This is a genomic window from Alteromonas sp. 4NH20-0056, from assembly GCF_057539655.1.
This window is the reverse complement of record NZ_BAAJLS010000004.1, coordinates 158,181-180,360: the sequence shown is the minus strand read 5'-3', so window position 1 is coordinate 180,360 and position 22,180 is coordinate 158,181. Positions and strand designations below refer to the sequence as shown.

At 44.2% G+C, this 22,180-nt stretch carries 18 protein-coding genes; 9 read left to right on the top strand and 9 right to left on the bottom strand.

Annotation, left to right across the window (positions count from 1 at the left end; all coding sequences use genetic code 11):
* Positions 1 to 19: 19 nt before the first annotated feature.
* Entirely contained in the window at positions 20 to 1,462 is a 1,443-nt protein-coding gene (locus tag AC27EZ_RS09435; RefSeq protein WP_487135085.1) for a YdgA family protein, read from the top strand.
* A gap of 11 nt (positions 1,463 to 1,473) precedes the next feature.
* On the opposite strand, the gene AC27EZ_RS09430 is transcribed toward AC27EZ_RS09435, so the two are convergent.
* The 4 genes from AC27EZ_RS09430 to yrfG form a co-directional block, all read right to left on the bottom strand.
* On the bottom strand, positions 1,474 to 2,427 hold the full coding sequence (locus tag AC27EZ_RS09430) for an MBL fold metallo-hydrolase (RefSeq protein WP_487135084.1): 954 nt from the start codon (positions 2,425 to 2,427) through the stop codon (positions 1,474 to 1,476).
* Between the two features lie 100 nt (positions 2,428 to 2,527).
* On the bottom strand, positions 2,528 to 3,916 hold the full coding sequence (locus tag AC27EZ_RS09425; RefSeq protein ID WP_487135083.1) for an NAD-dependent succinate-semialdehyde dehydrogenase: 1,389 nt from the start codon (positions 3,914 to 3,916) through the stop codon (positions 2,528 to 2,530).
* 203 nt (positions 3,917 to 4,119) lie between these two features.
* A complete protein-coding gene (yjjX, locus tag AC27EZ_RS09420) occupies positions 4,120 to 4,662 on the bottom strand; it encodes an inosine/xanthosine triphosphatase (protein WP_487135082.1) in 543 nt (180 codons plus the stop codon).
* A 14-nt stretch (positions 4,663 to 4,676) separates the two neighbouring features.
* Positions 4,677 to 5,372, bottom strand: a complete 696-nt coding sequence (yrfG, locus tag AC27EZ_RS09415; protein ID WP_487135081.1) for a GMP/IMP nucleotidase — start codon at positions 5,370 to 5,372, stop codon at positions 4,677 to 4,679.
* 66 nt (positions 5,373 to 5,438) lie between these two features.
* Here yrfG and nudE point away from each other — a divergent pair, with 66 nt between their 5' ends.
* The 3 genes from nudE to AC27EZ_RS09400 all read left to right on the top strand — a co-directional run bounded on the left by nudE (position 5,439) and on the right by AC27EZ_RS09400 (position 7,543).
* Positions 5,439 to 6,002, top strand: a complete 564-nt coding sequence (nudE, locus tag AC27EZ_RS09410) for an ADP compounds hydrolase NudE (RefSeq protein WP_487135080.1) — start codon at positions 5,439 to 5,441, stop codon at positions 6,000 to 6,002.
* A 3-nt stretch (positions 6,003 to 6,005) separates the two neighbouring features.
* Positions 6,006 to 6,851: a 3'(2'),5'-bisphosphate nucleotidase CysQ gene (gene cysQ / locus AC27EZ_RS09405; RefSeq protein WP_487135079.1), complete on the top strand. Its 846-nt coding sequence runs from the start codon at positions 6,006 to 6,008 to the stop codon at positions 6,849 to 6,851.
* Positions 6,852 to 6,961: 110 nt separating this feature from the next.
* Complete coding sequence (locus tag AC27EZ_RS09400) at positions 6,962 to 7,543, top strand: YceI family protein (protein ID WP_487135078.1); 582 nt, start codon at positions 6,962 to 6,964, stop codon at positions 7,541 to 7,543.
* Positions 7,544 to 7,631: 88 nt separating this feature from the next.
* Here AC27EZ_RS09400 and mdoH read toward each other — a convergent pair whose 3' ends face one another.
* Both mdoH and AC27EZ_RS09390 read right to left on the bottom strand, forming a co-directional pair.
* Positions 7,632 to 9,596, bottom strand: coding sequence for a glucans biosynthesis glucosyltransferase MdoH (gene mdoH / locus AC27EZ_RS09395; RefSeq protein ID WP_487135077.1), 1,965 nt, complete (start codon positions 9,594 to 9,596; stop codon positions 7,632 to 7,634).
* Positions 9,577 to 11,196, bottom strand: coding sequence for an OpgD/OpgG family glucan biosynthesis protein (locus AC27EZ_RS09390; RefSeq protein ID WP_487135076.1), 1,620 nt, complete (start codon positions 11,194 to 11,196; stop codon positions 9,577 to 9,579). Before AC27EZ_RS09390 ends, mdoH begins: the two co-directional genes overlap by 20 nt.
* Positions 11,197 to 11,775: 579 nt before the next feature.
* Between AC27EZ_RS09390 and AC27EZ_RS09385 the strand changes: the two genes are divergently transcribed.
* The 3 genes from AC27EZ_RS09385 to AC27EZ_RS09375 all read left to right on the top strand — a co-directional run bounded on the left by AC27EZ_RS09385 (position 11,776) and on the right by AC27EZ_RS09375 (position 15,708).
* Positions 11,776 to 12,324 carry an outer membrane beta-barrel protein gene (locus AC27EZ_RS09385; protein ID WP_487135075.1) on the top strand — a complete coding sequence of 183 codons (549 nt, stop codon included), beginning with the start codon at positions 11,776 to 11,778 and terminating at the stop codon, positions 12,322 to 12,324.
* 277 nt (positions 12,325 to 12,601) lie between these two features.
* Entirely contained in the window at positions 12,602 to 14,089 is a 1,488-nt protein-coding gene (locus AC27EZ_RS09380) for a bifunctional metallophosphatase/5'-nucleotidase (protein WP_487135074.1), read from the top strand.
* 2 nt (positions 14,090 to 14,091) lie between these two features.
* Entirely contained in the window at positions 14,092 to 15,708 is a 1,617-nt protein-coding gene (locus AC27EZ_RS09375) for a diguanylate cyclase (RefSeq protein ID WP_487135073.1), read from the top strand.
* Positions 15,709 to 15,760: 52 nt separating this feature from the next.
* On the opposite strand, the gene AC27EZ_RS09370 is transcribed toward AC27EZ_RS09375, so the two are convergent.
* On the bottom strand, positions 15,761 to 17,746 hold the full coding sequence (locus AC27EZ_RS09370) for an aminotransferase class I/II-fold pyridoxal phosphate-dependent enzyme (protein WP_487135072.1): 1,986 nt from the start codon (positions 17,744 to 17,746) through the stop codon (positions 15,761 to 15,763).
* A 227-nt stretch (positions 17,747 to 17,973) separates the two neighbouring features.
* Between AC27EZ_RS09370 and AC27EZ_RS09365 the strand changes: the two genes are divergently transcribed.
* Positions 17,974 to 19,503: a DUF3369 domain-containing protein gene (locus AC27EZ_RS09365; protein WP_487135071.1), complete on the top strand. Its 1,530-nt coding sequence runs from the start codon at positions 17,974 to 17,976 to the stop codon at positions 19,501 to 19,503.
* Positions 19,500 to 20,879: a sensor histidine kinase gene (locus AC27EZ_RS09360; RefSeq protein WP_487135070.1), complete on the top strand. Its 1,380-nt coding sequence runs from the start codon at positions 19,500 to 19,502 to the stop codon at positions 20,877 to 20,879. Before AC27EZ_RS09365 ends, AC27EZ_RS09360 begins: the two co-directional genes overlap by 4 nt.
* 28 nt (positions 20,880 to 20,907) lie before the next feature.
* Here the strand turns inward: AC27EZ_RS09360 and AC27EZ_RS09355 are convergent, their stop codons facing one another.
* Both AC27EZ_RS09355 and AC27EZ_RS09350 read right to left on the bottom strand, forming a co-directional pair.
* Positions 20,908 to 21,135: a YheU family protein gene (locus AC27EZ_RS09355; protein ID WP_487135069.1), complete on the bottom strand. Its 228-nt coding sequence runs from the start codon at positions 21,133 to 21,135 to the stop codon at positions 20,908 to 20,910.
* Positions 21,132 to 22,169 carry a hydrolase gene (locus tag AC27EZ_RS09350; protein WP_487135068.1) on the bottom strand — a complete coding sequence of 346 codons (1,038 nt, stop codon included), beginning with the start codon at positions 22,167 to 22,169 and terminating at the stop codon, positions 21,132 to 21,134. The genes AC27EZ_RS09355 and AC27EZ_RS09350 overlap by 4 nt, the downstream gene beginning before the upstream one ends.
* Positions 22,170 to 22,180: the final 11 nt, after the last annotated feature.

Below are 22,180 nucleotides of genomic sequence, written 5' to 3'. Positions count from 1 at the left end.
AGAACAAGGGAATGTAATTATGAATAAACCACTTTTACTTAGCGCTGGCGCTACATTAGGTGCACTTCTCATCGCACCACACTTCATCGGGAATGGCCTTGAATCAAAATTTAATAGCGCCATAGCTAATATTGATGAACACCCTGTATACAGCGCCAATGTAGTGTCTTACGAAAAAGGGTGGTTTACCACCACCGCACAAGTTGAAGTGGGCTTTGATTTACAAGCAATGCTTAAGGCGCAGCAAATAGACCAAAGCGACATTGAGCAAGCGGAAAACCCGACTTTTATTGCAAACATTGTTGCACATCAAGGCCCGGTTTATATGGGCGACGGCGTAGGTGTTGGTAGACTACAGTATAATTTGCATATTGAAGGCGACGCACTGCGAGAGTACGTAGAATGGGAGAGCAACACTCCCCTTTATGCAAACAAAGGCGTAATAGGGCTATTCGGTAGCACTGACTTCTCAGACACGGTGCCAGCCTTAACGTTTATCGATGAAGACGAAGATATAACGCTGACGTTTTCAGGCTTTGACGGTGAGGCAGAGGGTAGTGGCGACGTGACGCATTATGAAAGCACAATACCTAACGTTACTATTGTGGGCGATGGCATGGTGATTGCCATGAACGACATGGACATGGAAATGCAGTGGTCGGGGAGCCTTATTAAGGCCATAAAAGGGGAGCTATTCGAATCGACCTTCAGCCTTAATTTAAAGGAGACGACAGTATCTAGCGATAATGCGATTGATGGTGAGACACCTCTTTTTGTGATGGAAGATCTTTCATTAGCGTCTCGCACCGATATTGACGAAGATAACAACCTTGTTGATGCGTTTTTCGAATACAAAGTTTCTTCAATGCGTTCGCCTGACTTAACGCTACACGATGCGGTGTTTGCTATGGAAGCAAAGCAGTTAGACACGGACTTCATTAAAGCTTACCAAGACATTAGCAATGCAACGCTGACCACTAAGCCTGAGTTAGTGCCTGAACTGGTTAAAAGCTTTATAGAGGAAAACTTGCTAGACTTCTTGCAAAAATCCCCAGCAATTAATATCACTCAATTATCAGGCACGCTGCCAGAGGGTAAATTTACTGCGCACGTAAATACCCAAGTGAGCGGTGTTGATGCGCTGCCTGACATGCTAGAAGACCCTGCGTTTTGGGTAAGCCATATTGTTGCAGATGCAAACGTTACGATGGATGAAGGCGTTGCGAAAAAAGCGATGAGCAGCTATGTGCTGTCACAACTTGCCACTAACCCTCAGGTACAAAACATGACACCTCAAGAACTTATGGCGACGGTCGACCAGCAAGTCCCAGAGGTGATGAAGGCATTTTTACGACAAGGCTTCATTGTCTCTGACGGTGACGCCTATACTGCCACAATGGGCCTAGCTGATGGCGTAGCGGTACTTAACGGCGAAACCATTCCTTTACCTTTCGCGCAATAAACCCGACATTGCTAAGGGTTTAACGAAATATTCATTAAATCTTGCGCAGCATAAACACGGCCTGGCGCGATAACGGCAATCGCGTCAGTTAACGCACTGAGCCCAGGTTCGCTGCGTTTCATAATATGAGATATCACCACCCGCTTGGCTTTAGATGTTGATGCAATATCTACAAGTTGTGTGGGTGTCATGTGTAACTGCTTTGCTGTACTGCCGGCTGCATCGTCTATTGCATTGTGAAGCACCAAGATATCAGCCTGCGTTGCAAACTCACTCAGCGTGCCATCGGCATCATTCGTATCACCAGAAAATACTGCAATGCAACCATTCACATTCACTTTCCACGCCAGTGCTGGAATGGGACCGTGATGTACGTCTATCGCCGATACGCTTACCGACGGGTTAATATCGTAACTAAACGGCGTGTCGGTGACAGAAATAGGGGTAAGCAGATAGTCATCTTGTTCTGCTTGTGTATACGACGATAAATAGCGGAATGCGCCCTTATTTCCAAGTAGCGCCTCAATATAGCGGTCGGTAGACGGCATTATGTCATTGCCAGCCGGCCCAATAATGGGCAAGTCTTCAGCGCGCGTGCCGAAGTAACTCCCTTTAACAAAACCGGGTAAGTCTGCTGCATGATCGGTATGTAAGTGAGAGAGTAAAATAGCGTCTACGGTTTCAAACGATGCGCCCGCTGCACCGAATTGCACACTACTTCCACTACCGGCATCAACCAACACCTTCGCCTCGTTGTGGTACCACACAAGATACGCACTCGACGCCCTGCCATCGTCGAGCTCTGGCCCACCCGAGCCTAGCACTTGAACCGATACTCCCTCACAACGCATTGCGTTATCGGTTTTAGCATTGTCTGCTGCAATACCATGCAGTGAAAATAACAGGGCAGCCCCCAACAACGGTAGACGGCTTACTATCGGCCTTTTCGCACTGTTATTTTTCATTGTGGTTCCTTTTTGCACGTTCACTCGGTGTGTGCTGAATACTAAAAAAGATACGTTCCCCGCGAAGGGGCGACGTATCTTTCTATTTGGCAAGTAACCCTTATTCAGGGCGCTGCTCTGCCACCATGATAGTTTTGATGTTAACAAACTCTCTGATACCAAAGCCACCATGCTCACGGCCGTAACCACTGTCTTTTACGCCGCCAAATGGCAGATTGGGTTGTGCTAACGAGTAGCCGTTGATATTAATCATACCGGTATCAAACTCGTTCTTCGCCAATGAAATAGCACGGTCAGTATCGGTGCTGAAAATACCGCCACCTAAACCGTATCGAGAGTCATTCGCTATCTCCATCGCCTGCTTGTCATCTCTTGCTTTAATAATAGACGCTACGGGGCCAAACAGCTCATCATCATACGCAGGCATACCTGGAGATACATCCTCCAATACCGTAATGGGATAGTAATAACCGCTGTTATCCGGTATTTCTCCACCTAACGATAGCGTAGCACCTTTGTCTATCGACGTTTTCACTTGTTCGTGCAACTCATCACGTAAATCTTCTCGCGCCATTGGCCCCAAGTCGGTTGCATCGTCAGTCGGGTCGCCAACTTTAAGGCGCTTACATTGGGCAATGAATTTCTCAGTGAACGCTTGGTACACGCTGTCTACCACGACGAATCGTTTAGCGGCGACACAGGTTTCGCCATTATTAATTACGCGGCCCTTAATGCAGGTTTCTACTGCGATATCGATATCTGCATCAGACAACACCAAATAAGCATCGTTACTGCCAAGCTCCATTACGGTTTTTTTCGACATCGCAGCCGCTTCTTTCGCTACGCTTTTGCCTACTTCATCACTGCCGGTAAAGGTTACGCCTCTTACATATTTATGCTTAATCAGCCCGCTTGCAGTTTTGCCGTCTATCAACAGCGATTGATAAACGTTTTTTGGAAAACCTGCATCTTCATACAACTGTTGAATAGCGAGCGCCATGCCGAAAACGTTTTTAGCGTGTTTCAGTACGGTGGTATTACCCGCCATAATATTACAAGCGCTGTAACGAATAACCTGATAAAGCGGGAAGTTCCAAGGTTGAATGCCTAAGATTACCCCGAGTGGTTGATATGTGACGATGGCTCGGCCACCTTCAAAAATTCTGTGGTCATCTTCTAAAAACGACGCACCGTGTTCAGCGGTGTAGCGGCAAATTTGTGCGCATAGCTCAACTTCTTGTCTTCCCTGTGCTTCAACTTTCCCCATTTCTCTGGTCATTAAGCTAGCAAGGTCGTCGACTCGGGCTTCCATGAGATCAGCGAGTGTATTAAATAGTTTTGCGCGGGTTTCAAATGAGGTTTTACGCCAGTTAATGTAGGCTTCCTGAGAACGTGTAACCGCATGATCAGCGTCATCGCTGCTCATCAAATGATAGTGATCTAACTTTTCGCCCGTGGCAGGGTTGTAAGTATTGATTGTCTCGCTCATCGTTATGCTCCTTATTACGTTTGGCTTTAACCACTTGCAACAAGAACGCCACCTTATAAAAAAATAATTTTTATCATTACAAACAATGGGATGCATCACAGAGGGCGGCACGACATCTCAGTATCTCGCCGCGCCGTTTGGAAAAGTTTACTTTATTCAGTAAAGATTGCAGGGTGTAATTGAGCGAGCAAAACCACGTGATGCTAATTAGTGTAAAGGTCAGGAAAATGAAATTTTGCCATCGCGAGGGTTAATGCGACTTCATAGACGCTCTGCCTGCTTGCATGGTTGTGGGTAAGTAGGCCTATGGCGCCTCCTTTTTGCTTAACGTTTACAGTATTAAACAATTTATCCATTACCGTGCCTAACTCTTCACCTCGTTGTAGCGCCTGATAAACACTGACAGGCAAGGGTAAACTTGCGCTTCGTCCCACCGACCAATGTCCCTGATGATAAATAGCCACATAAGCAAAAGTGGCCGGCCCATCTTCAAAGACATCAACACCCCCTTCGATTGCAACGTACCATGCATTTTGTTCACCACCATCATGCAACTCAAGCATGGCTTCTACCCGGTTAATAGCACCATGACGCGTTTCGTCTTCGCTCATAGGCTGATTAGAAACGCCGCTAGGTACCGACATCGCTTCAGCACTAAAATCTTGCTCAAGCGTATCGCATAATGTATTAAGTGCTGCATTCACCTTCACCGGGTTCTGCGACCCGACATAAAGCTGTGAGTTCATAGGCTGCGCATTCCTTATTTGTTAACAGGGTGAGCAAGAATATCGTCAATCATTGTGCGATAGTCTTTTACGGCTGGAAAGTCGGTAATGTTTCGATTTGGCAGCGTGCTGTCTGGATTATCTACGGCAAGCAAATGGCGGATCCCATAGGTTTGTGCAGAAGTTAAAATGGGTAGAGAGTCATCAACAAAGAGTGTTCGACTGCTATCAAACTTTACTCTCGCATTAAGTTTTTTCCATAATTCCTGCGATTCTTTGGTAACACCAAACTCATGAGTCGATATCAAATTGTCGATATGCGCATCAAGTTGAGTATGCTCTATCTTTAAGGCCAAACTGTTAGGGTGCGCATTGGTCACCAAAACCACTTCTCTGCCAGATTCATGCAAGGCTTTAAGAAACGGTATGGTATCGTCGCGCAGCCTTAGTAAATGCGCTAGCTCCCGCTTAAGTGGCATAAACTCTTGCTCTAGGTCCATGTTTAATGACTCCGCCCAATAGTCGAGGCAATACCATTGAATTTGTCCAAAGACACTCTCGTACCGCGCTTCCATTTCCCGTTGGCTCTCTTGCGCTGAAATACCGCGTATCTCAGCTAAGCGTTTTGGCAAATGATGTAACCAAAATTGATTATCATAGTGTAGGTCTAATAGGGTGCCATCCATATCAAGAAGCACGGTATCTATTTCATTCCAGGGCAGAAAGGGCAAGCGATTTTCCTTATAATGAAGTAAGCTTGTTACTGAAGGTATGATAACAAAGTTGTAGCGAGAGACATGCGAAAAATTGATCCCAATAAACCGTTGCCGCAAATTCATCATCGAGAAATCGTTGCTCAGAGTAAACTCTTCAGAGTTGAGAGCCTCGACCTTGAATTTTCTAACGGAGAAAAACGTCAATTCGAACGCATGGCCGGCGGTAATCGCGGCGCAGTAATGATTGTTCCAATGTATGATAATGATACGTTGGTATTAATCCGTGAATATGCTGCAGGCACACACTCTTACCAACTCGGCTTTCCAAAAGGCCTTATCGACCCAGGCGAAAGCGCCCTAGAAGCGGCTAACCGAGAGCTTAAAGAAGAAGCGGGTTATGGTGCTAATTCACTATCAGAATTGCATAAAGTGAGCATGGCACCCACGTTTTTTAATGCCAATATGACCATCGTAATCGCTCAAGACCTCTACCCTGAAACATTGGAAGGTGATGAGCCAGAGCCATTAGAAGTGATTCATTGGCCCCTTGCTGATGCTGATGCATTATTAGCACGGGAAGACTTTATTGAAGCTCGCTGCATTGCCGCACTTTTACTTACTCAAAAGTGGATTAAGGAGCAGTAACCTATGCCCTCAAACACGTATGATGATTTACTAACCATAGCGAAAGACGCCGCTGTTGAAGCGGGTGAAGCCGTATTAAAAGTTTATGATCATGGCGATTTTGACGCCTATCAAAAGGAAGACGACTCGCCGGTAACCAGCGCAGATTACCTCGCCAATGACATCATAACGAAACGTCTAAGCACGCTGACACCCGATATTCCTATTCTTTCGGAAGAAAACAAACACGCCAGTTTAGACGAGCGCAAAGATTGGCCGCGTTATTGGCTTATCGATCCTATCGACGGCACACAAGAGTTTATTGCTCGCAGTGGTGACTTTGCCGTTAATATTGCCCTTATCGAGAATAATCAGCCTGCTATTGGAGTGATTTTCTGGCCTCCTGGTCAATCACTTTATTACGCTTCTAAAGGTAATGGGGCGTATAAGTCGTCACCCGAAGGTAATGAAAAGCTGTCAGTTCGAGAACTTGATGACCCTGATACTAGCGCGGTTATTATTGCGATTAGTAGGCGTCAATCGAGAGAAAAAGTACTTTCACGCATGTGCGATGAACGTGTTTATCAAACGCTTCCATTAGGTAGCTGTTCATTAAAAGCGTGCTTTATCGCAGAAGGTAAAGCGGATGTGTTTATGCGTATCGGCATAACTGGCGAATGGGATACCGGCGCATCACAATGCATTGTGTCGGAAGCGGGCGGCAGCATTTCAGCAGCAAACTTTGAACCTCTTACCTACAACAAACGCCATTCACTTGAAAACCCAGACTTTGTTGTTATGGGCGATCAACGGGTGAAGTGGCAAGATGTCATCCAATATAACGATTTTGTAAACCCACATAAGCAATAAGCCGTAATAGTATGTGCTAACACAAAGATGTGTTGGCACCCCTTGTTGCTTATCGACTCTGGGTCTTTGTGCTCTGCCCACGATTCAATTTATTTTTAAAGGAGTATCCCATGAAAACAGGTATCAAGGCGCTAACGATAGCGTTGCTAGCATGTGGTTTTACATGCCCTGCTGTTGCCGAATGGAAAATGAACAGTGACGATAGTGTGCTGCATTTTCTTTCCACAAAAAATGTACAAATTACCGAAGTACACAAATTCGAAGACATTAGTGGTGCACTTAGTGATAGCGGAAAACTTTCCGTATCGGTCGATTTAGCATCGGTAAATACGAATATTGATATTCGAAATGAGCGGATGCGCAGCATGCTTTTCCATGTAGAAAAATATGCGACTGCGCAGTTTGAGGCCACGTTGCCTAAATCAATGATGGCGCTCGAAGTGGGCGATGTCGTTAGGAGTAAAGTTGACGGCGTGCTGTCGCTTCATGGTAAAGCGGTACCGACCGCGTTCTCGGTTCAAATAAGTAAGGTCAGTGAGAATACGTTAAGCGTCTCGACCACCGCGCCTACATTAATTAAGGCTGACGCATTCGATCTTGCAAAAGGGATTGCTGCGCTACAAAACATAGCCGGGCTGAAAAGTATCACCACAACAGTACCGGTCACTTTTTCAGTTACCTTCACTAACTAAGTTATTCTCATAAAAAAAACCGCCAACGGCATACGCTATTGGCGGTTTTTTATTGTTGTCATTTACGGGGCTTACGCGTCTGCTTTACCTATCCATTCCCAACAATCACAGGGCGCATGGGTAATGGGTTTTGCGTTAACGTTTGCGCTACCATCACTGTATTATTGCTCTTAGGTAACGCAGGTACCTTGGCAGCATAGTGTGAAATCGCGAAGTGCTTAATTGATACACGTAAACGCTTAAGCGCTTTACATTCATTAATTTCCTGATCAATGAGCAATATACCGCGCTCACGCATTGCGCGGCCTATACACTCGCTGCTTGATAGACGGATAATCGGCGCAGCTAGCACCATACCCACTAAAACCGGCAGTAACCACATAAAAAGCGATGGAGTGAAATAAAATGTCGTCGTTCCCCATGCAATCGCTATGCTACTCAATAGCTGCGTATGCTTAATGGCAATTCGCCAAGGCACATTGCGGCCCTCCCGCTCTTGTGCTTCCCATTTAACACTGTGACCTATTAACACACTTACAACGAAGTAACTGTGGTAAAACATCATCAAAGGCGCAATTAACACTGCCATCAACAACTCAGCAGAAGCGCTTTTAATCAGTGAAAATGCACCGCCAAATTCAGCTCGCCGTTTCAGTAGCGCTAGCGTAATACCCAGCACTTTAGGTAAAAACAATAGCGCCGCAGTACCCCACATGGTAACTATCATCATGTCCTGCCTTGCCACCTGCCATGTTGGAAAAAGTTGATATTCGGACATAAAAAAATCAGGCACTGATGTTGCCCGGATAAGTGCATCTGTTGTACCTAGCGCTAACATACAAAACAGAACCAGAGACGATATATAGGCAAATGCACCAAACAAAAAGTGGAGACGGTTGGCAACCTTAAGCCCTTTTACGTTTAACAAACCTAAGTGCTGAATGTTACCTTGCACCCACCGGCGATCACGGATAGCGTAATCGATAACGTTGCTGGGCACTTCTTCATAGCTGCCTGTAGTGTCAGTCAGTAAATAAGCCTTCCAGCCAGCTCTGCGCAGTAACGCGGCTTCGACAAAATCATGGCTTAAGATTTCTCCACCAAACGGCGCTCGCCCTGCTAGGGTAGGTAAGCCACAGTGTTGTATAAATGGCTGGATACGAATAATTGCATTGTGCCCCCAATAGTTAGCACTGTCGGTTTGCCAAAACGACAACCCTGTCGCCAACATAGGGCTGTACAAATGCGCTGCAAACTGAACAAAGCGACCAAACATAGTATGTTGGCGCACCGGCATAGGAATAGTTTGCACCAGCGCCGTGTCTGGGTTCTCCTCTATTCTGAGAGCGAGGTCTTCCATTCGCTCCCCCGTCATAACGCTATCCGCGTCAAGGACAATCATAGATTCATAGTTGGCGCCCCAACGCTCGCAAAAATCCTTGAGGTTCCCCACTTTCCTATGATCGTTTTTTTCGCGACGACGATAAAACACCTGCTTCGCATGGTTGCCTAGACGACGGGATAAGCGATGAAAAGCGCGTAACTCATTATCGGCTTTCACTTCATCACGTGTGTCACTGAGCATATAAAAATCGAAGTTATTTGCATTTTTGCATTCCAGTATTTCACGAATGCAGGCTTCAAACCCCACCATTATGCGACGGGTATCTTCATTGTATACTGGCATTACCACCGCGTGGCGCTGCGATAGCGTTTGTTGTTTTGTAGGCGCAGGCTGGTTCTTCGTTAAACTCAACGGGTCAATATTAAACAACTGCAAAACGAAGCCAATAATGCCGGTCCAAAATGCCATACATAGCCACGCAAATAAGGTGAGTCCTAATCCCAACTGGGTTATTTCCAATGCAGTTAAGCCATTAGGCAAAAATATTTCGTAAAGACTCCATCCAGCTAATGCAATACTGGGTATCACTAGCATTGCCATCACGAATAAGCGCATCGACTCTCCTTTGACAAGGAATAACGCTGTTGAATGCGGCGTGACACCCTTTATTGTCGTTGCCGACAGTAGCTTATTTACTTTGATAGACATAATTCCATACCTCACTTACTCGTTCACCCTTTGCTTCTATGAAAGCCCGCATATCGACTGTTTTTCTTTCATTCGGCTTTACCATAAAAGTGCCTCTCCATTCACGGCCATTGTCCACTGCGTAAACACGTACTTTTGACACTTCTCCGTTAATCCCCTGCACAACAAATCTTAAGTCGTCTGGGTTAATGTCTGCGTCGTCAGGTACGGCAAAGTCAACACTAAACTGGCGAGTAGTATTTAGACTTTCATCTGCAAACTCGTCACCAGGCAATACCGCCTTACCTTGTCGAGTGCGAAGAACCGTGGCAACGTTGCTATTAAAAGCATACTGCTCTGTAGTGCTTAGCTGATAAGCAAAGTAGCGTGACTCTCCCTCTAACAGGGGGGCATCGGGTATCCAATACGCCACCACGTTGTCATGCACTTCAGAGTTAGTGGGTATTTCAACTACCTCTAACCGCCCTTTCTCAAAGCCATGTTGAGGTGTAACCCAAAGACTAGGACGAAGGTGATAGTTAGCTTCAGCATCAAGATAGTTTTCCCAACGGCCATCTCGTTGAAACATGCCGAATCCTTCGGGAGCACTGTCGCTTAGCGATGTAATTTGTAGGCGACTGGGGTTAGCAAGTGGGCGCCAAATTTCCTCACCTGCGTGCGTAACCATTAATACCCCATCACTATCGTGTACTTCTGGGCGATAATCGTCATGGCGCTTTTGACTATTTTCACCATAAAGAAACATACTTGTGAAAGGCGCCACGCCTAACTTCTGCACGTCTTCACGGGCAAATAACCACGATTGAACATCTACCGTGGTATCGACATCAGGGTGAATAACAAACCGATAGGCACCGGCTACCGACGGGCTTTCCAAACGGGCATAAACCGTAATAGGCTGGCCTTTTTTGGGTTCAACAATCCAAAATTCGGTGAAATGAGGAAACTCTTCACCTTTAGGTAACGCCGTATCAATTGCAAGCCCTCTTGCTGAAATACCGTATACTTGATGCTTGCCCACAAGCCTGAAGTATGACGCCCCTAAAAATACGGCAAATTCATCTTTGTATTGATCATTTTTAATAGGGTAGTGGATACGAAAACCTGCGTATCCAGTGTTCTGGCCGGTCAACCCAGCGAGTGACGCTGCATCGCCATCGTAGCTAAACATCTCGCTATTAAAATGAAGCTGCTTGGGCTGGTTATCTTCACCTATGGTATGCACGGTGATGGGGGTGTTATAAAGAAAGCCTGGGTGAAAAAATTGAATCTCATAGTCTTTCTTATCTCGCCACAAACTTTTTTCTGGCTTGAAACGAATAGCGCGATATGTTTGATAATCTATCGCTTTCAGCGTTTTATTAAGACCATGGTCGTTTTCTTTGTAAGCCCCCTTAGCAGATTCACGCGCTGCATCAATAACCGCTTGCAAAACTGGCGCTGACTGACGGGGCTGATGAGCATCGACTACATCCTCGGCAAATACATAGTGCGACGATAATGATAAAAGTAGGCCGACTAAAACAAAAAGCCGTTGCGAAAACACCGGTATCCTTCGGTGTGCATTACTTAAGCGCTCTATTGAAAAAGCCTTATCCATCTTCCCTCTCCTAAATAATGGTGTGGTAATCGCATCGCTGCATGTCACGAATATCCGCTCAATGTGAAGTTAATAACAAAGTAAGCAGCACAACTTCAACGTCTAAAAGCAAGAGGCGTTCCAAGGTTAAAAGCCAAGGCTAATAAAACGTTAATCCAATAAATATCATAATGTTACAGTAGCTTTAGATTAGGAAACGTTGAGTCGGGCCAAGGGATACAAGCCGGCGTGCTGCATGTAAGACGCAAATGTGTTGGTTATTAGAGACACAATTACAGCAAAGTTGATATTCCGGTAAAGATTACAGGGCGTTAGAAGATAAATGAAATACTAAGAATAAAACAAAATCCTTTATTTTCAATACCATAGAAGATGGAGGACGTAAAGTCATTAAGTTGGCAAAGACATTGCAAACGTAGTCACTGCAAATAATAAGGTGGAAGCACACCTTAAGGTGTAAATAGAGAGATTGGAACCAGGTTTTCACTGAAACCAATTTTCTAAGGAAGCAATACCACGCCCCTAACACTGTCGTTCAAAAGAAGGTAAAGGGGCTCGTGATCAATAAGGAGTTATCACATGCGTAAAACAATCACACTTTTAGCTGTACTCACTGCTACTTCTTCTTTCTCTGTACTAGCAGATTCTCCAAGCTGGCGTTACGTTGAGGGTGGCTATACTAAAATAGACTTCGACGATAATGAGTCTTTTGAGCCAGATGGCCTAACCGTGAATAGTAAGTACCTACTAAACAACAACTGGTTTCTAAATGGAGAATACAGCTTCTTCGAAGAAGGTAATTTTGATTTCAATATGCTGACAGTAGGCGCTGGTTATCGCTTGCCAGTAAATGCAACAACCGATGCGTATTTTGGCGCTAACCTAGAACGTGTAGACGGCGATGTTGAAGATGACACAGGCTACAGCATTAACGCTGGATTGCGTTCAATGGTTACCGACCAAATTGAGCTCGCGGGTGAAGTCGGTTACTACGATATTGATGAAGGTGAAGCTACCATTAAAGTGGGCGCTAATTATTACATCACACCACAATGGGCAGTGGGCGCAAGCTACGAAATGATTGATGACTTAGATATTATGCAGGTGACTGCGCGTTACGCGTTTTAAATTTATTAATAATCTAATGTTGAGCCGGGTTACCCAAACCCGGTTTTTTTATGTCTGAATTATCAAATTTTACGCTATACGACGTTGCGTAGCGTGCCTTTCAGTATCGCGACATGATAAACGCATAACACATAAACCTTGTTCTTTAGGATAATTGCATCGCTCGAATGGCATGCGTACTCTAGGAATCGTGCACACGACCGATACAGTAATCATTAGTGTGTAATATACCGGGCTCGGTATTTAGTAGCTTTTAGAGTAAGGACTTAGCATTATCATGCCTAAACGCTCAACCGCGTTACTTATTGCATGTCTCTTTTGCTGCATTGTACTTCCATGCAATGCTAGGCACGTCACGCTTTTGCTTGCTGCTGACATGCCCGATATTTCCAGCCCCTACTCTGGCCGATATGCCGAGCTAAAAAATTTACTTGATCAACAGCGCGAAAAGAAAGCCCCTCTTTTCTTCATTTTTGGTGGCGGTTCACTTGGGCCTAGCGCCATGGCGTCTTTTGACCGAGGTTCACACATCATCGATGTTTTAAACTCGCTTGAACCCGACGTAATGACTGTCACTAAACGAGAGTTTAGTTATTTTGAAGACGAGCTATCACTTCGCGCCTATGAGGCAGCATTTCCGCTTGTCGCCAGTAATGTTATTGATAAACGCTTCAACGCTCCCCTTAACGAACTCGTTACTACCGCCATTATCGAAAAGCAAGGCGTTAAATTAGGGGTTATTTCACTGCTCAACGAACGCGTTATCGATGAGTATTTATTACAGCATATTGCGCTTCTCGACCCGCTAATCACGGCACAAAATAGTGCGCAACAACTGAAAGAGCAGGGCGCTGATATTGTATTGCTTCATTATTCTTATCCGTTTGATTTTGTATCCTCGCTTCTTGATGAGAACGTTATCGATATTGCCTTAATGTCTGATAACCGTTTAAAAGAGAAGGGGCACGGATTCACGCCGCATAAAAAAACATTGGTACTTGATGAAAGCGGCATGGCAGTAGTCGCCAATGTAGCAATCAATAATACCAACGTTGAGCTAGAGAGCGTTCAATCGTACGAACTACCCAGCCTTGTCGCATCGCCATCAATTCAACTGCAAGTAAATAGCTATCAACTTCGGCTCGATCGGTTATTAAATGAAAAAATTGGTGTCTGGCAAAACAACATTACCAGCGAACATGCGCGTGTTCGAAGTGAGGAAAATGAATTCGCTAATTTTATTGCTGATAGTATGCGAACGTACACAAAGAGCGATATTGCTATCATTAATGGAGGGAGCATCCGTGGCAATAAAAGCTATCGCATAAATACTCCTATCACACGACGAGATGTTGCGACAGAGCTTCCATTTAGGTCATCTCTTGTTCAAATTTCACTAACCGGAGAAGCACTGTTACGCGGCATAGAAAATGGGCTTTCCCAAGTTGAGCTTTTAAAAGGCGCATTCCCTCACTTTTCTGGTATGGAAGTTACCTTCGACCCAACACAACCCGCGGGAAAGCGAGTCACAAGCGTTTACGTTGACGGACTGCCGCTAGACAAGAATAAACGGTACAGTGTAGCAACGACAGACTATTTACGACGCGGCGGTGACGGCTATACAAGCTTCCAAAATGGCAAGACAGGTGAAATAAGAAGTCAAACCAACCTATTGATATCAGACTTAGTTGTGCAAAACATTCGTCTAAACGGGGGCGTATCAAGCTCGCTAGAAAACCGAATAAAGCGAGTAGAGAGCAAATAGTCATGAAGGAGATGACAAAGCGCACCTCGATACTTTATTTCACCTACTTGCAACTGGCTATCTTAGCGCTGTTTGCATTTGTCACTATCTTCATATTGACGCGTTTAGCCGATGTGCAGCAATCGCTTGAACGCTTGACCGTAGACACCCTCCCAGTGATTGTCGAGGGTGCGACGATTAACCAAAGTGTGGAACGTTTGCTTTTTCTCACCGTTAGCTTGTCCAACGCTACAAATGAGCCAACAAGGCGCATAGTGAGCAAGCAGCTAAACGATACCTTTTCTTCTCTTAGGAATTCGTTCAACGCAAATAGCGCAAAAGAAAGCTTTCTTTCAACACAAATAACGTCGCTTGAACAGGAACTAAAAGAACTAGAAACGCTTGTGGAGCAGCGCCTTAAAATTCAAAATAACCTTGGCGAGAACAAGGCTGCATTTTTCTCTTTCGTACAGCAGCTCTATGATTCATCGCAGAACCTAACAGAAACAGCACTGCTCGCAAACGTTTCTCTATCTGCAGTAAAGCTCGATCAATACGATAGAATTTATCAACTTAGAAGCATCGAACAAGCACTGCATGGAACGTTTAAGCAATTGCGCACGCTATCGCTTTCAGAAAGCAGAAATCAAAACATTAATATGCTTTTCACTATGCTGATGGGTGACAACGGGATTATCAATCAGCAGATAGAATCGCTGCGAGTATCAGGCAGAACCATTGGTAGAGGTAACTTTGTAAAAAATTTAGTGAATGATGTAGCGAATAATTTAAGCCTACGGTTAACAATGCGTTATGAGACAGCGCAACGGGATGCCGAAAGCACAGAGGCCCGTATAGAAGAGCAATTCCATACTGCGCTTATTGCAGGGGCCGTCACTTTGCTGCTGACACTGCTTATGATTTATCTATTGCACACCCGTATTGTTCACCGCCTTATAAAGCTCAAAAAGCAAGTTGATATCGCTACGAACCCTGATAATTATGACAATCTAAGCAATGTGAGCATTGACGGCAAAGATGAAATTGCTGACCTTGCCGACACGTTCTCTATGTATATTGATAAAGTCAAAGAACAAGAGGATGCGTTAGTTAGCATGTCGTTGACAGACCCGCTCACCGGCGCACCCAATCGACGCGCTTTCGACCAAAAAATAAGTGCTGAAATTGCCAGTGCATCACGACAAAACTGGCCTTTAACGCTGCTACTCATCGACATAGACTTTTTTAAGAAATATAACGACTACTACGGCCATGCCAAAGGCGATATCTGTTTAACCCTTGTTGCCAAAACATTAGGTGAAAAAATCACGCGAAGCACAGATTTGTTTGCCAGGTTTGGCGGAGAAGAATTTGCCTGTGTCTTGCCCAATACCGACAGTTCAGGCGCAAGAAACAAAGCAGAACAACTACTGAAAGCTGTTGCTGCCTTGCAGATAGCACATAAAAATAACCCCGACTTCGGTTATGTAACTATTAGTATTGGCGTAGCCTCGTTTAACTATAGTAGACATAAAATATGGAGCTACGACCGAATAATAGAACAAACTGATATTGCACTTTATAAAGCAAAAGACGCGGGCAGAAATTGTTTTAGTCATATCGAAGTCGAAGGAGATTAATCACTTAACTACTTGAACATCCTCGACTTCTTTGTATTTACCAAACGTTTTTCTATTCTTCTGCAACAACGTATATTTCGCCGTCATAGATTCCTTGTACCGTTAATTTTTGGCTTGCCAATGCTTGAAGGTAGTCAATATGTGCCTGCTCTACTTTTTGACCAGGAACAATGAGTGGAATGCCTGGAGGATAAGGGGTAATTAATCCCGCGGCGGTGCGGCCAATACTATTTTGCCATGCAATAGCTTCACGCTTACTGAAAAAGGCTTTCGACGGCAGATCGTCTAAATGAATCGGCGGGATATCAGCTGGCAATGGGCTTTTATTCTTTCTTGTGCTTAGATTTACCGCGCCATCATCTAACCGCTTTAATGCGTTGTATAGCCTCACAATTTTTGAACGCATACCGCCTAGCGTCAGCAGAACTAAAATAGTGCTATGGGTAAACTTCTCTATCTCAAGACCAACTTCATCCATTAAGAAACGATGTATCTCTTGATTGGAGTACTGCAGTGCTGATACATCAATAAGAATTTTGAGCGGATCGTGGCCTATATTGTCGCTTTCAAAATGTGAAAACATAGAAGCAAAGTCACTTGGTGAAAGTATTTTGAGTCGTTTGAACTTTGCCATTTGTGATTTAAGCTCGGCCACGTTACTCAACAGCTCATTCAGAATTTTGTACCCCTCCATCTCTAACTGTTGACGACAAACATCTAATGAAGCAATCAGCTGATACTTTGGTGAGGTACTTGTGTGTATTGCAAAAACCTCCTTAAAGAAATCTTTGTCAAAATCAGGGTCATTAACATGGATAAACGATGCTTGAGAAAATGCTGATACCACTTTATGCGCAGAGTGAGTGATATAATCTGCGCCCGCGGCAATGGCTGAATAATTACGAAGCGCTGGATGGAACAGCGAATATGCAAACCACGCCTCGTCAATAAACACTTTAATATCATGTTTATGGGCAAGCTTTACCACTTGTTTTAAGTCGGTAAGCAAACCGTCGTAAGTGCAACCGGTGAGCACAATGAGTTTAGCGTCGCGATTATCTTCGATCAATGATTCAATTTGCGCCATTTTAGGCGGTGAAAAAATGCCATATTCTGGGTTAAACACACTGTCCAAGTACACGGGCATGGCGCGTGCTTGAATGATGCCGTAATGAACAGATTTGTGACAGTTTCTATCAGCGATGACTTTGTCGCCTTCTCGCAGTAACGTCTGTAGAATGATTTTGTTTGACGTAGAAGAGCCATTGGTAACAAAATACGAGTGACGCACCTCAAATGTGTTTGCTACCGCGGCTTGCGCTTTTCCAATCGCATGAGTGCCGTCAGATAAAGAGCCAAGTGAATCAACACTGACCGATAGATCACTAACAAATACGTTACGCCCAAAGAAACGGTAAAAATCACTGATATAAGGAGAGTTTCTAAAGCTTGCACCGCCGCTGTGCCCTGGCGTGTGCCAAGAGTCGTTTGATTCGACGACATATTCTTTATATTCGGTCCAAAATGGCGTTTCATTTCTATCATCAAAATCATTGATGATGTATCCAAGAATAGACTCAGGATCGGAAATAATATCATTGCGATAGAAAAACGATTCTATACCGTTAGCTTGATTTACAATGTCTAAACCCTTTACCGCATCGCCTAGAACGTAAACCGGAAGCTCAGGCCGTATGCGCTTAATGGCATCGATCACCTTCGCGTTATTTTCAACTGTCTCGTTATCTTCAGTATCATTTTCTGGCTTAAGCATACCCTCTGTGCTGATTACATTGACGGGCAACATGCCAGATAATTCACTTAATTTAGTAACAACATCCCAACTAAAAACCACAGCTTGAATATCACCATCTTCGCGAACCACCTGCAGTGCCTTTGCGACAGAACTTGCTTCCAAAAGACTGATTTCAATATCGTTTCTATCAAAATAACTGATGGTGTTGCTTATACTTGAAGTGATTTGTTCGAGTAGATCAACAGCATCTTCTATAACAAGAACTTTTAAATGAGGGCGCATTGTAAAACCATATAGTAAATAGCGAGCATATTGCTCGTAAACCGAGAACAAAGATAGTGTAACGCTGAATTTTTCCAGTGTCGTGCAAACTTTTAATAAGCCGTCAGTTTTTGCTTTTCATAGAAAAATGCAGATATTGAACTTTAGAACAAAACGTATCTCGCTAGTTTGCGAGAATGCGATTTGTAGCTTACGTTTAAACTATACAAATGTTTATAGCGCTGTTTATGCCGTTATTTAAAGATTCAAACGAAGAGCAACCTGACCTTCATTTAGACCCATGGAAAATAGCCATTATTGACGATGAAGAAGGGGTCCATGAAGTCACTAAACTCATTCTACGTAGATTCAACTTTGAGAATCGCGGAGTTGAGTTTTTATCAGCGCACAGCGGGGCGGAAGGATTAGCCCTCTTTAGAGATCACTCTGATATCGCCCTTGCGTTTGTCGACGTGGTGATGGAAACCGACGATGCAGGCCTTCAACTGATTGATGCCATTAGAAGCGAGCTAAATAATCATACTACTCGCTTGATTCTTCGCACGGGTCAACCCGGTCAAGCCCCTGAAGAGGAAGTCATCAGACAATACGATATTAACGATTACAAGGCAAAAACTGAGTTATCGTCGCTAAAACTCAAATCTTGCGTTTACACTGCAATTCGCTCTTATCGAGATATTCAAACTATTGAGAAGGGCAAGCGCGGCATGGAAGACGTAATAAAATCGTCGTCTTCCGTATTGGCCAGTCAGTCTTTATCCCAATTTGGTACCGCAGTATTAAGGCAAACCCTTACGTTACTAAACTTAAATAACTCGGTGCTTTACCTGACCACGCAACACACTGATTTATATGGTGATACAACCATGACGGTTCTTGGTACCAGCGGCGATTTGATTGGGCTGTGTGAACCTGGAATTTCAAACCAAATTCCTGAAACAATCGAAGAAGAAGTTAGGCAGGTATTAAAAAACAAAAGCCACTACCAATCTAAGGACCTTTTTATTGGGTACTATCCAACAGGCGAGGATAGCCACAATATTTTATATGTGAAACTCGACCAGCCATTGGATGAATTACAACACAAAACCCTAGAAATGTTTGCATCTAATGTGGCGGTTATTTTTCAAAACCTTACGCAAAAAGAAGATATTCAGAAGACCCAGAAAGAACTTATCATGGTGCTTAGCGATGCAATCGAGATGCGCAGCAAAGAAACGGGTGGGCATGTTAAGCGGGTCATTCTGATGACCGAGTTTCTCTCGGAAAAGCTCCATCTAAGCAGAGAATTTATCGACACTATTAGATACTCAGCCGCACTTCATGATGTTGGAAAAATCAGTATCCCTGAAACGATTCTACACAAGCCGGGTAAGCTTACTCCGGATGAATGGGAGGTCATGAAGACACATGCACAGAAAGGCTACGATTTGCTCGCGGCGTCAAATCGTATCGTTGCTAAAATGGGTGCCATTATCGCAAAAACCCACCATGAAAGATGGGATGGTCAAGGGTACCCAGAAGGGTTGGCCGGTGACGCCATCCCGTTAGAGGGGCGAATCATGGCCATTGTAGACGTAGTAGACGCCTTACTGTCTAAACGTTGCTACAAGGCTGCATGGCGTCCTGAAGAAGTAATAGCGTATCTTCAAGAAAATGCGGGTAAACAGTTCGACCCGTTGATTACCCACGTTATGCTTGAGCACTTCGATAGGATACTTGAAATCCGCGCGACTGAACCGGACGACGATGAATGAAGGAAGCGTTAGAGTTAATTCTACTGCGTGTTGGCCAAAGCAAGGATATTGACGCAGGCGAACTGAACCTTGCTTCAAGGCTGATTCTCCACTCGGTATGTGAAGGTTTGAACATTACCCGTGCGGGTATCTGGTTGTATGACGAAATGCAAACGCTTATACAATGCACCTTGCTTATCGACAAAGGTAACGATCTTGAACATGAAAGCTTAGTGCTAACACGAAAAGATTTTCCTCACTATTTCGAAGCCCTAGACTCAGAACGAACAATAGCTGCTGACAACGCGCTCACGAACATCGCAACCTTTGAGTTCGCAGACGTATATTTAACGCCACTCAGCATCACTTCAATGCTGGATGTACCTATTCGCCATCGTGGCAACATGATTGGAATAATCTGCTGTGAACACCAAGGAACAATGCGTGAATGGCACGCTGATGAAATCGTTTTTACCGCATCACTTGCCGACCTATACGGTCGAGCGGTAAGTGCGAACGAGCGGGCCGAGTACGAAGCTAAACTGGTCGAAGCTAACCAAACGCTAGAGCACAATGTAAAAATTCGCACAAAAGAACTAGAAACTGCGAGAGAAAAGTTAGTCGAATCAGAAAAGATGGCCGCGTTAGGTAATCTTGTTGCTGGAATAGCCCATGAAGTTAATACACCACTGGGCATCGCATTAACGTCTGTTAGCAACTGCAAAGAAGAGTTGAAAAAAACCTATCGTGACTTTGAAAGTGACAAATTAACCGAGCAAGGATTTAAAGACTTTGGCGCGATATGTTCAGAGTGTTTAGATTTAGCAGAATCGAGTTTAGTCAGAGCGGCAAAATTAGTGCAGGACTTTAAGCGTACGTCGGCCGATCAAACCTCATTAGACATTGAAGACATTGCGTTAGATGAATATATACCAAGTATATGTAACCCCTTAAAGCCAATGCTTCGCAAGGCAAAAGTTGAGCTGAACATAGATGTTACACCCAACCTAGTTATTACTACCTGCCCAGGCGTTATTGCTCAACTACTTACTAATTTAATTACTAATGCACAGCTTCATGCTTTTGGCCCAGCAGTAAACAATGACATAAACAAAATCACCGTGAGCTGTATTCAAGATGGTAGAAATATTATTCTAAGAGTACAAGACAACGGGATAGGTATTCCAAAATCGTTGCACAAAAAAGTGTTTGAGCCTTTTTATACCACGGCTCGTGACAAAGGTGGCACAGGGCTAGGCTTAAACATTTTATACAATCTAATTCGACAAAAACTCAATGGAGACATTGAGCTAACATCAGCCCCTGGTAAAGGAACAAGCGTTACAATCTGTATACCGGTTGACATTGAAATACTAGGCTCAGCAGAGAAAGAATAGTCTGCGGAGGAACTGTGGCCCAGCAGATTTACTCGTCGTCAGAAACCATGTCTTCCTTACGCTTTATATCTACGCTTTCATGCAGTTCAGAGTAAACCAATACTGCTTCTCCACTTTTAAGCGATACAAGCACTTGAGTTACCTTTTCTTCTAAACTTGCTTCTACTTCGCCGTAGTCAGTCCCCTCACGTAATACAAATGATTCAGCAAGGCTATAAAGCGTTTCAGGAGCCAGTTCGTTAATGGGTATAATCATAATGTTCTGCAGTAAGTAGTGTCAGGGTTTATTGGCAACACCTCGCTAACAAAGCGTTTTACACGTTCGTGCAGCCAAACAGTAGGGTTAAGCATATTGCCTTGCATAAAACCAACGTGTCCACCGCTTTCACTAAGTTCAAGGGTTACATTACGCGCAAGCTCTTCTTCTTTAGGCACAATAAGGTGATTCATGAATGGGTCGTCAATACTATGTAACACCAATGTTTTACAGTGAATCGCACTTAGAAAGTGGTAAGCACTGCACTTTTCGTAGTAATCCTGAGCGTCTGCAAAGCCATGAAGTGGAGCCGTGATTTTCTCATCAAATTGCATAAAGTTAGTAATACCGTTCACATCGTCACTACTTAGTTGAATAAGTTTGCGGTAATCGATAAACGCCATCTTCTTTTTCAGCGTGCTCTTCATGCTATTGAGTAAGTATTTTTGATATACCCTTGAGAAGCCCTGATTGATGGATTTTGCACATTCAGCTAACTTAAGCGGAGATGAAATAGCCACAGCCGCATTCAACCACTTTTGTGCAGGATGCTCACCCAACAGTTTAAGTAGCATATTACCGCCTAAAGAAAAGCCAATACCTACTTTGGGTATACTCGGAAATTTACTGTTTAACCATTCTAAGAAAAACTGTGGGTCTTCTGTTTCGCCAGAATGGTAAGCGCGCGCTTTAAGGTTTGGCACACCACTACAGCCTCGATAATGCATCATGACTACCTGCCAACCATTCACAGATAATTTTGCCATCATGTCATTCGCGTAATGAGAGCGAATGCTGCCTTCAAGACCGTGAAATAACACCACCACACCTGATGTTTCAGAGGGTTTCGGGCCCCACGCCACATCAACAAAGTCATCGTCAGGCAATGTTAACCGTTCCATGGTGTAATCTAGCGGTAAGCGTTTTTGGATGAAACGGGGCCATATGGTTTGCATGTGCCTGTTTTTAGCCCAGCTTGGTACGCGAAAACTACTTTTTAAAATTTTTCCATGCGATAACGCTGATTTACTCATAGCTTATTCTT

Excerpts from the sequence above, each read along its gene's own strand:
- AC27EZ_RS09435 (WP_487135085.1), top strand. The coding sequence starts at position 20 with ATGAATAAACCACTTTTACTTAGCGCTGGCGCTACATTAGGTGCACTT.
- AC27EZ_RS09430 (WP_487135084.1), bottom strand. The coding sequence starts at position 2,427 with ATGAAAAATAACAGTGCGAAAAGGCCGATAGTAAGCCGTCTACCGTTG.
- AC27EZ_RS09425 (WP_487135083.1), bottom strand. The coding sequence starts at position 3,916 with ATGAGCGAGACAATCAATACTTACAACCCTGCCACGGGCGAAAAGTTA.
- yjjX (WP_487135082.1), bottom strand. The coding sequence starts at position 4,662 with ATGAACTCACAGCTTTATGTCGGGTCGCAGAACCCGGTGAAGGTGAAT.
- nudE (WP_487135080.1), top strand. The coding sequence starts at position 5,439 with ATGCGAAAAATTGATCCCAATAAACCGTTGCCGCAAATTCATCATCGA.
- cysQ (WP_487135079.1), top strand. The coding sequence starts at position 6,006 with ATGCCCTCAAACACGTATGATGATTTACTAACCATAGCGAAAGACGCC.
- AC27EZ_RS09400 (WP_487135078.1), top strand. The coding sequence starts at position 6,962 with ATGAAAACAGGTATCAAGGCGCTAACGATAGCGTTGCTAGCATGTGGT.
- mdoH (WP_487135077.1), bottom strand. The coding sequence starts at position 9,596 with ATGTCTATCAAAGTAAATAAGCTACTGTCGGCAACGACAATAAAGGGT.
- AC27EZ_RS09390 (WP_487135076.1), bottom strand. The coding sequence starts at position 11,196 with ATGGATAAGGCTTTTTCAATAGAGCGCTTAAGTAATGCACACCGAAGG.
- AC27EZ_RS09385 (WP_487135075.1), top strand. The coding sequence starts at position 11,776 with ATGCGTAAAACAATCACACTTTTAGCTGTACTCACTGCTACTTCTTCT.
- AC27EZ_RS09380 (WP_487135074.1), top strand. The coding sequence starts at position 12,602 with ATGCCTAAACGCTCAACCGCGTTACTTATTGCATGTCTCTTTTGCTGC.
- AC27EZ_RS09375 (WP_487135073.1), top strand. The coding sequence starts at position 14,092 with ATGAAGGAGATGACAAAGCGCACCTCGATACTTTATTTCACCTACTTG.
- AC27EZ_RS09370 (WP_487135072.1), bottom strand. The coding sequence starts at position 17,746 with ATGCGCCCTCATTTAAAAGTTCTTGTTATAGAAGATGCTGTTGATCTA.
- AC27EZ_RS09365 (WP_487135071.1), top strand. The coding sequence starts at position 17,974 with ATGCCGTTATTTAAAGATTCAAACGAAGAGCAACCTGACCTTCATTTA.
- AC27EZ_RS09360 (WP_487135070.1), top strand. The coding sequence starts at position 19,500 with ATGAAGGAAGCGTTAGAGTTAATTCTACTGCGTGTTGGCCAAAGCAAG.
- AC27EZ_RS09355 (WP_487135069.1), bottom strand. The coding sequence starts at position 21,135 with ATGATTATACCCATTAACGAACTGGCTCCTGAAACGCTTTATAGCCTT.
- AC27EZ_RS09350 (WP_487135068.1), bottom strand. The coding sequence starts at position 22,169 with ATGAGTAAATCAGCGTTATCGCATGGAAAAATTTTAAAAAGTAGTTTT.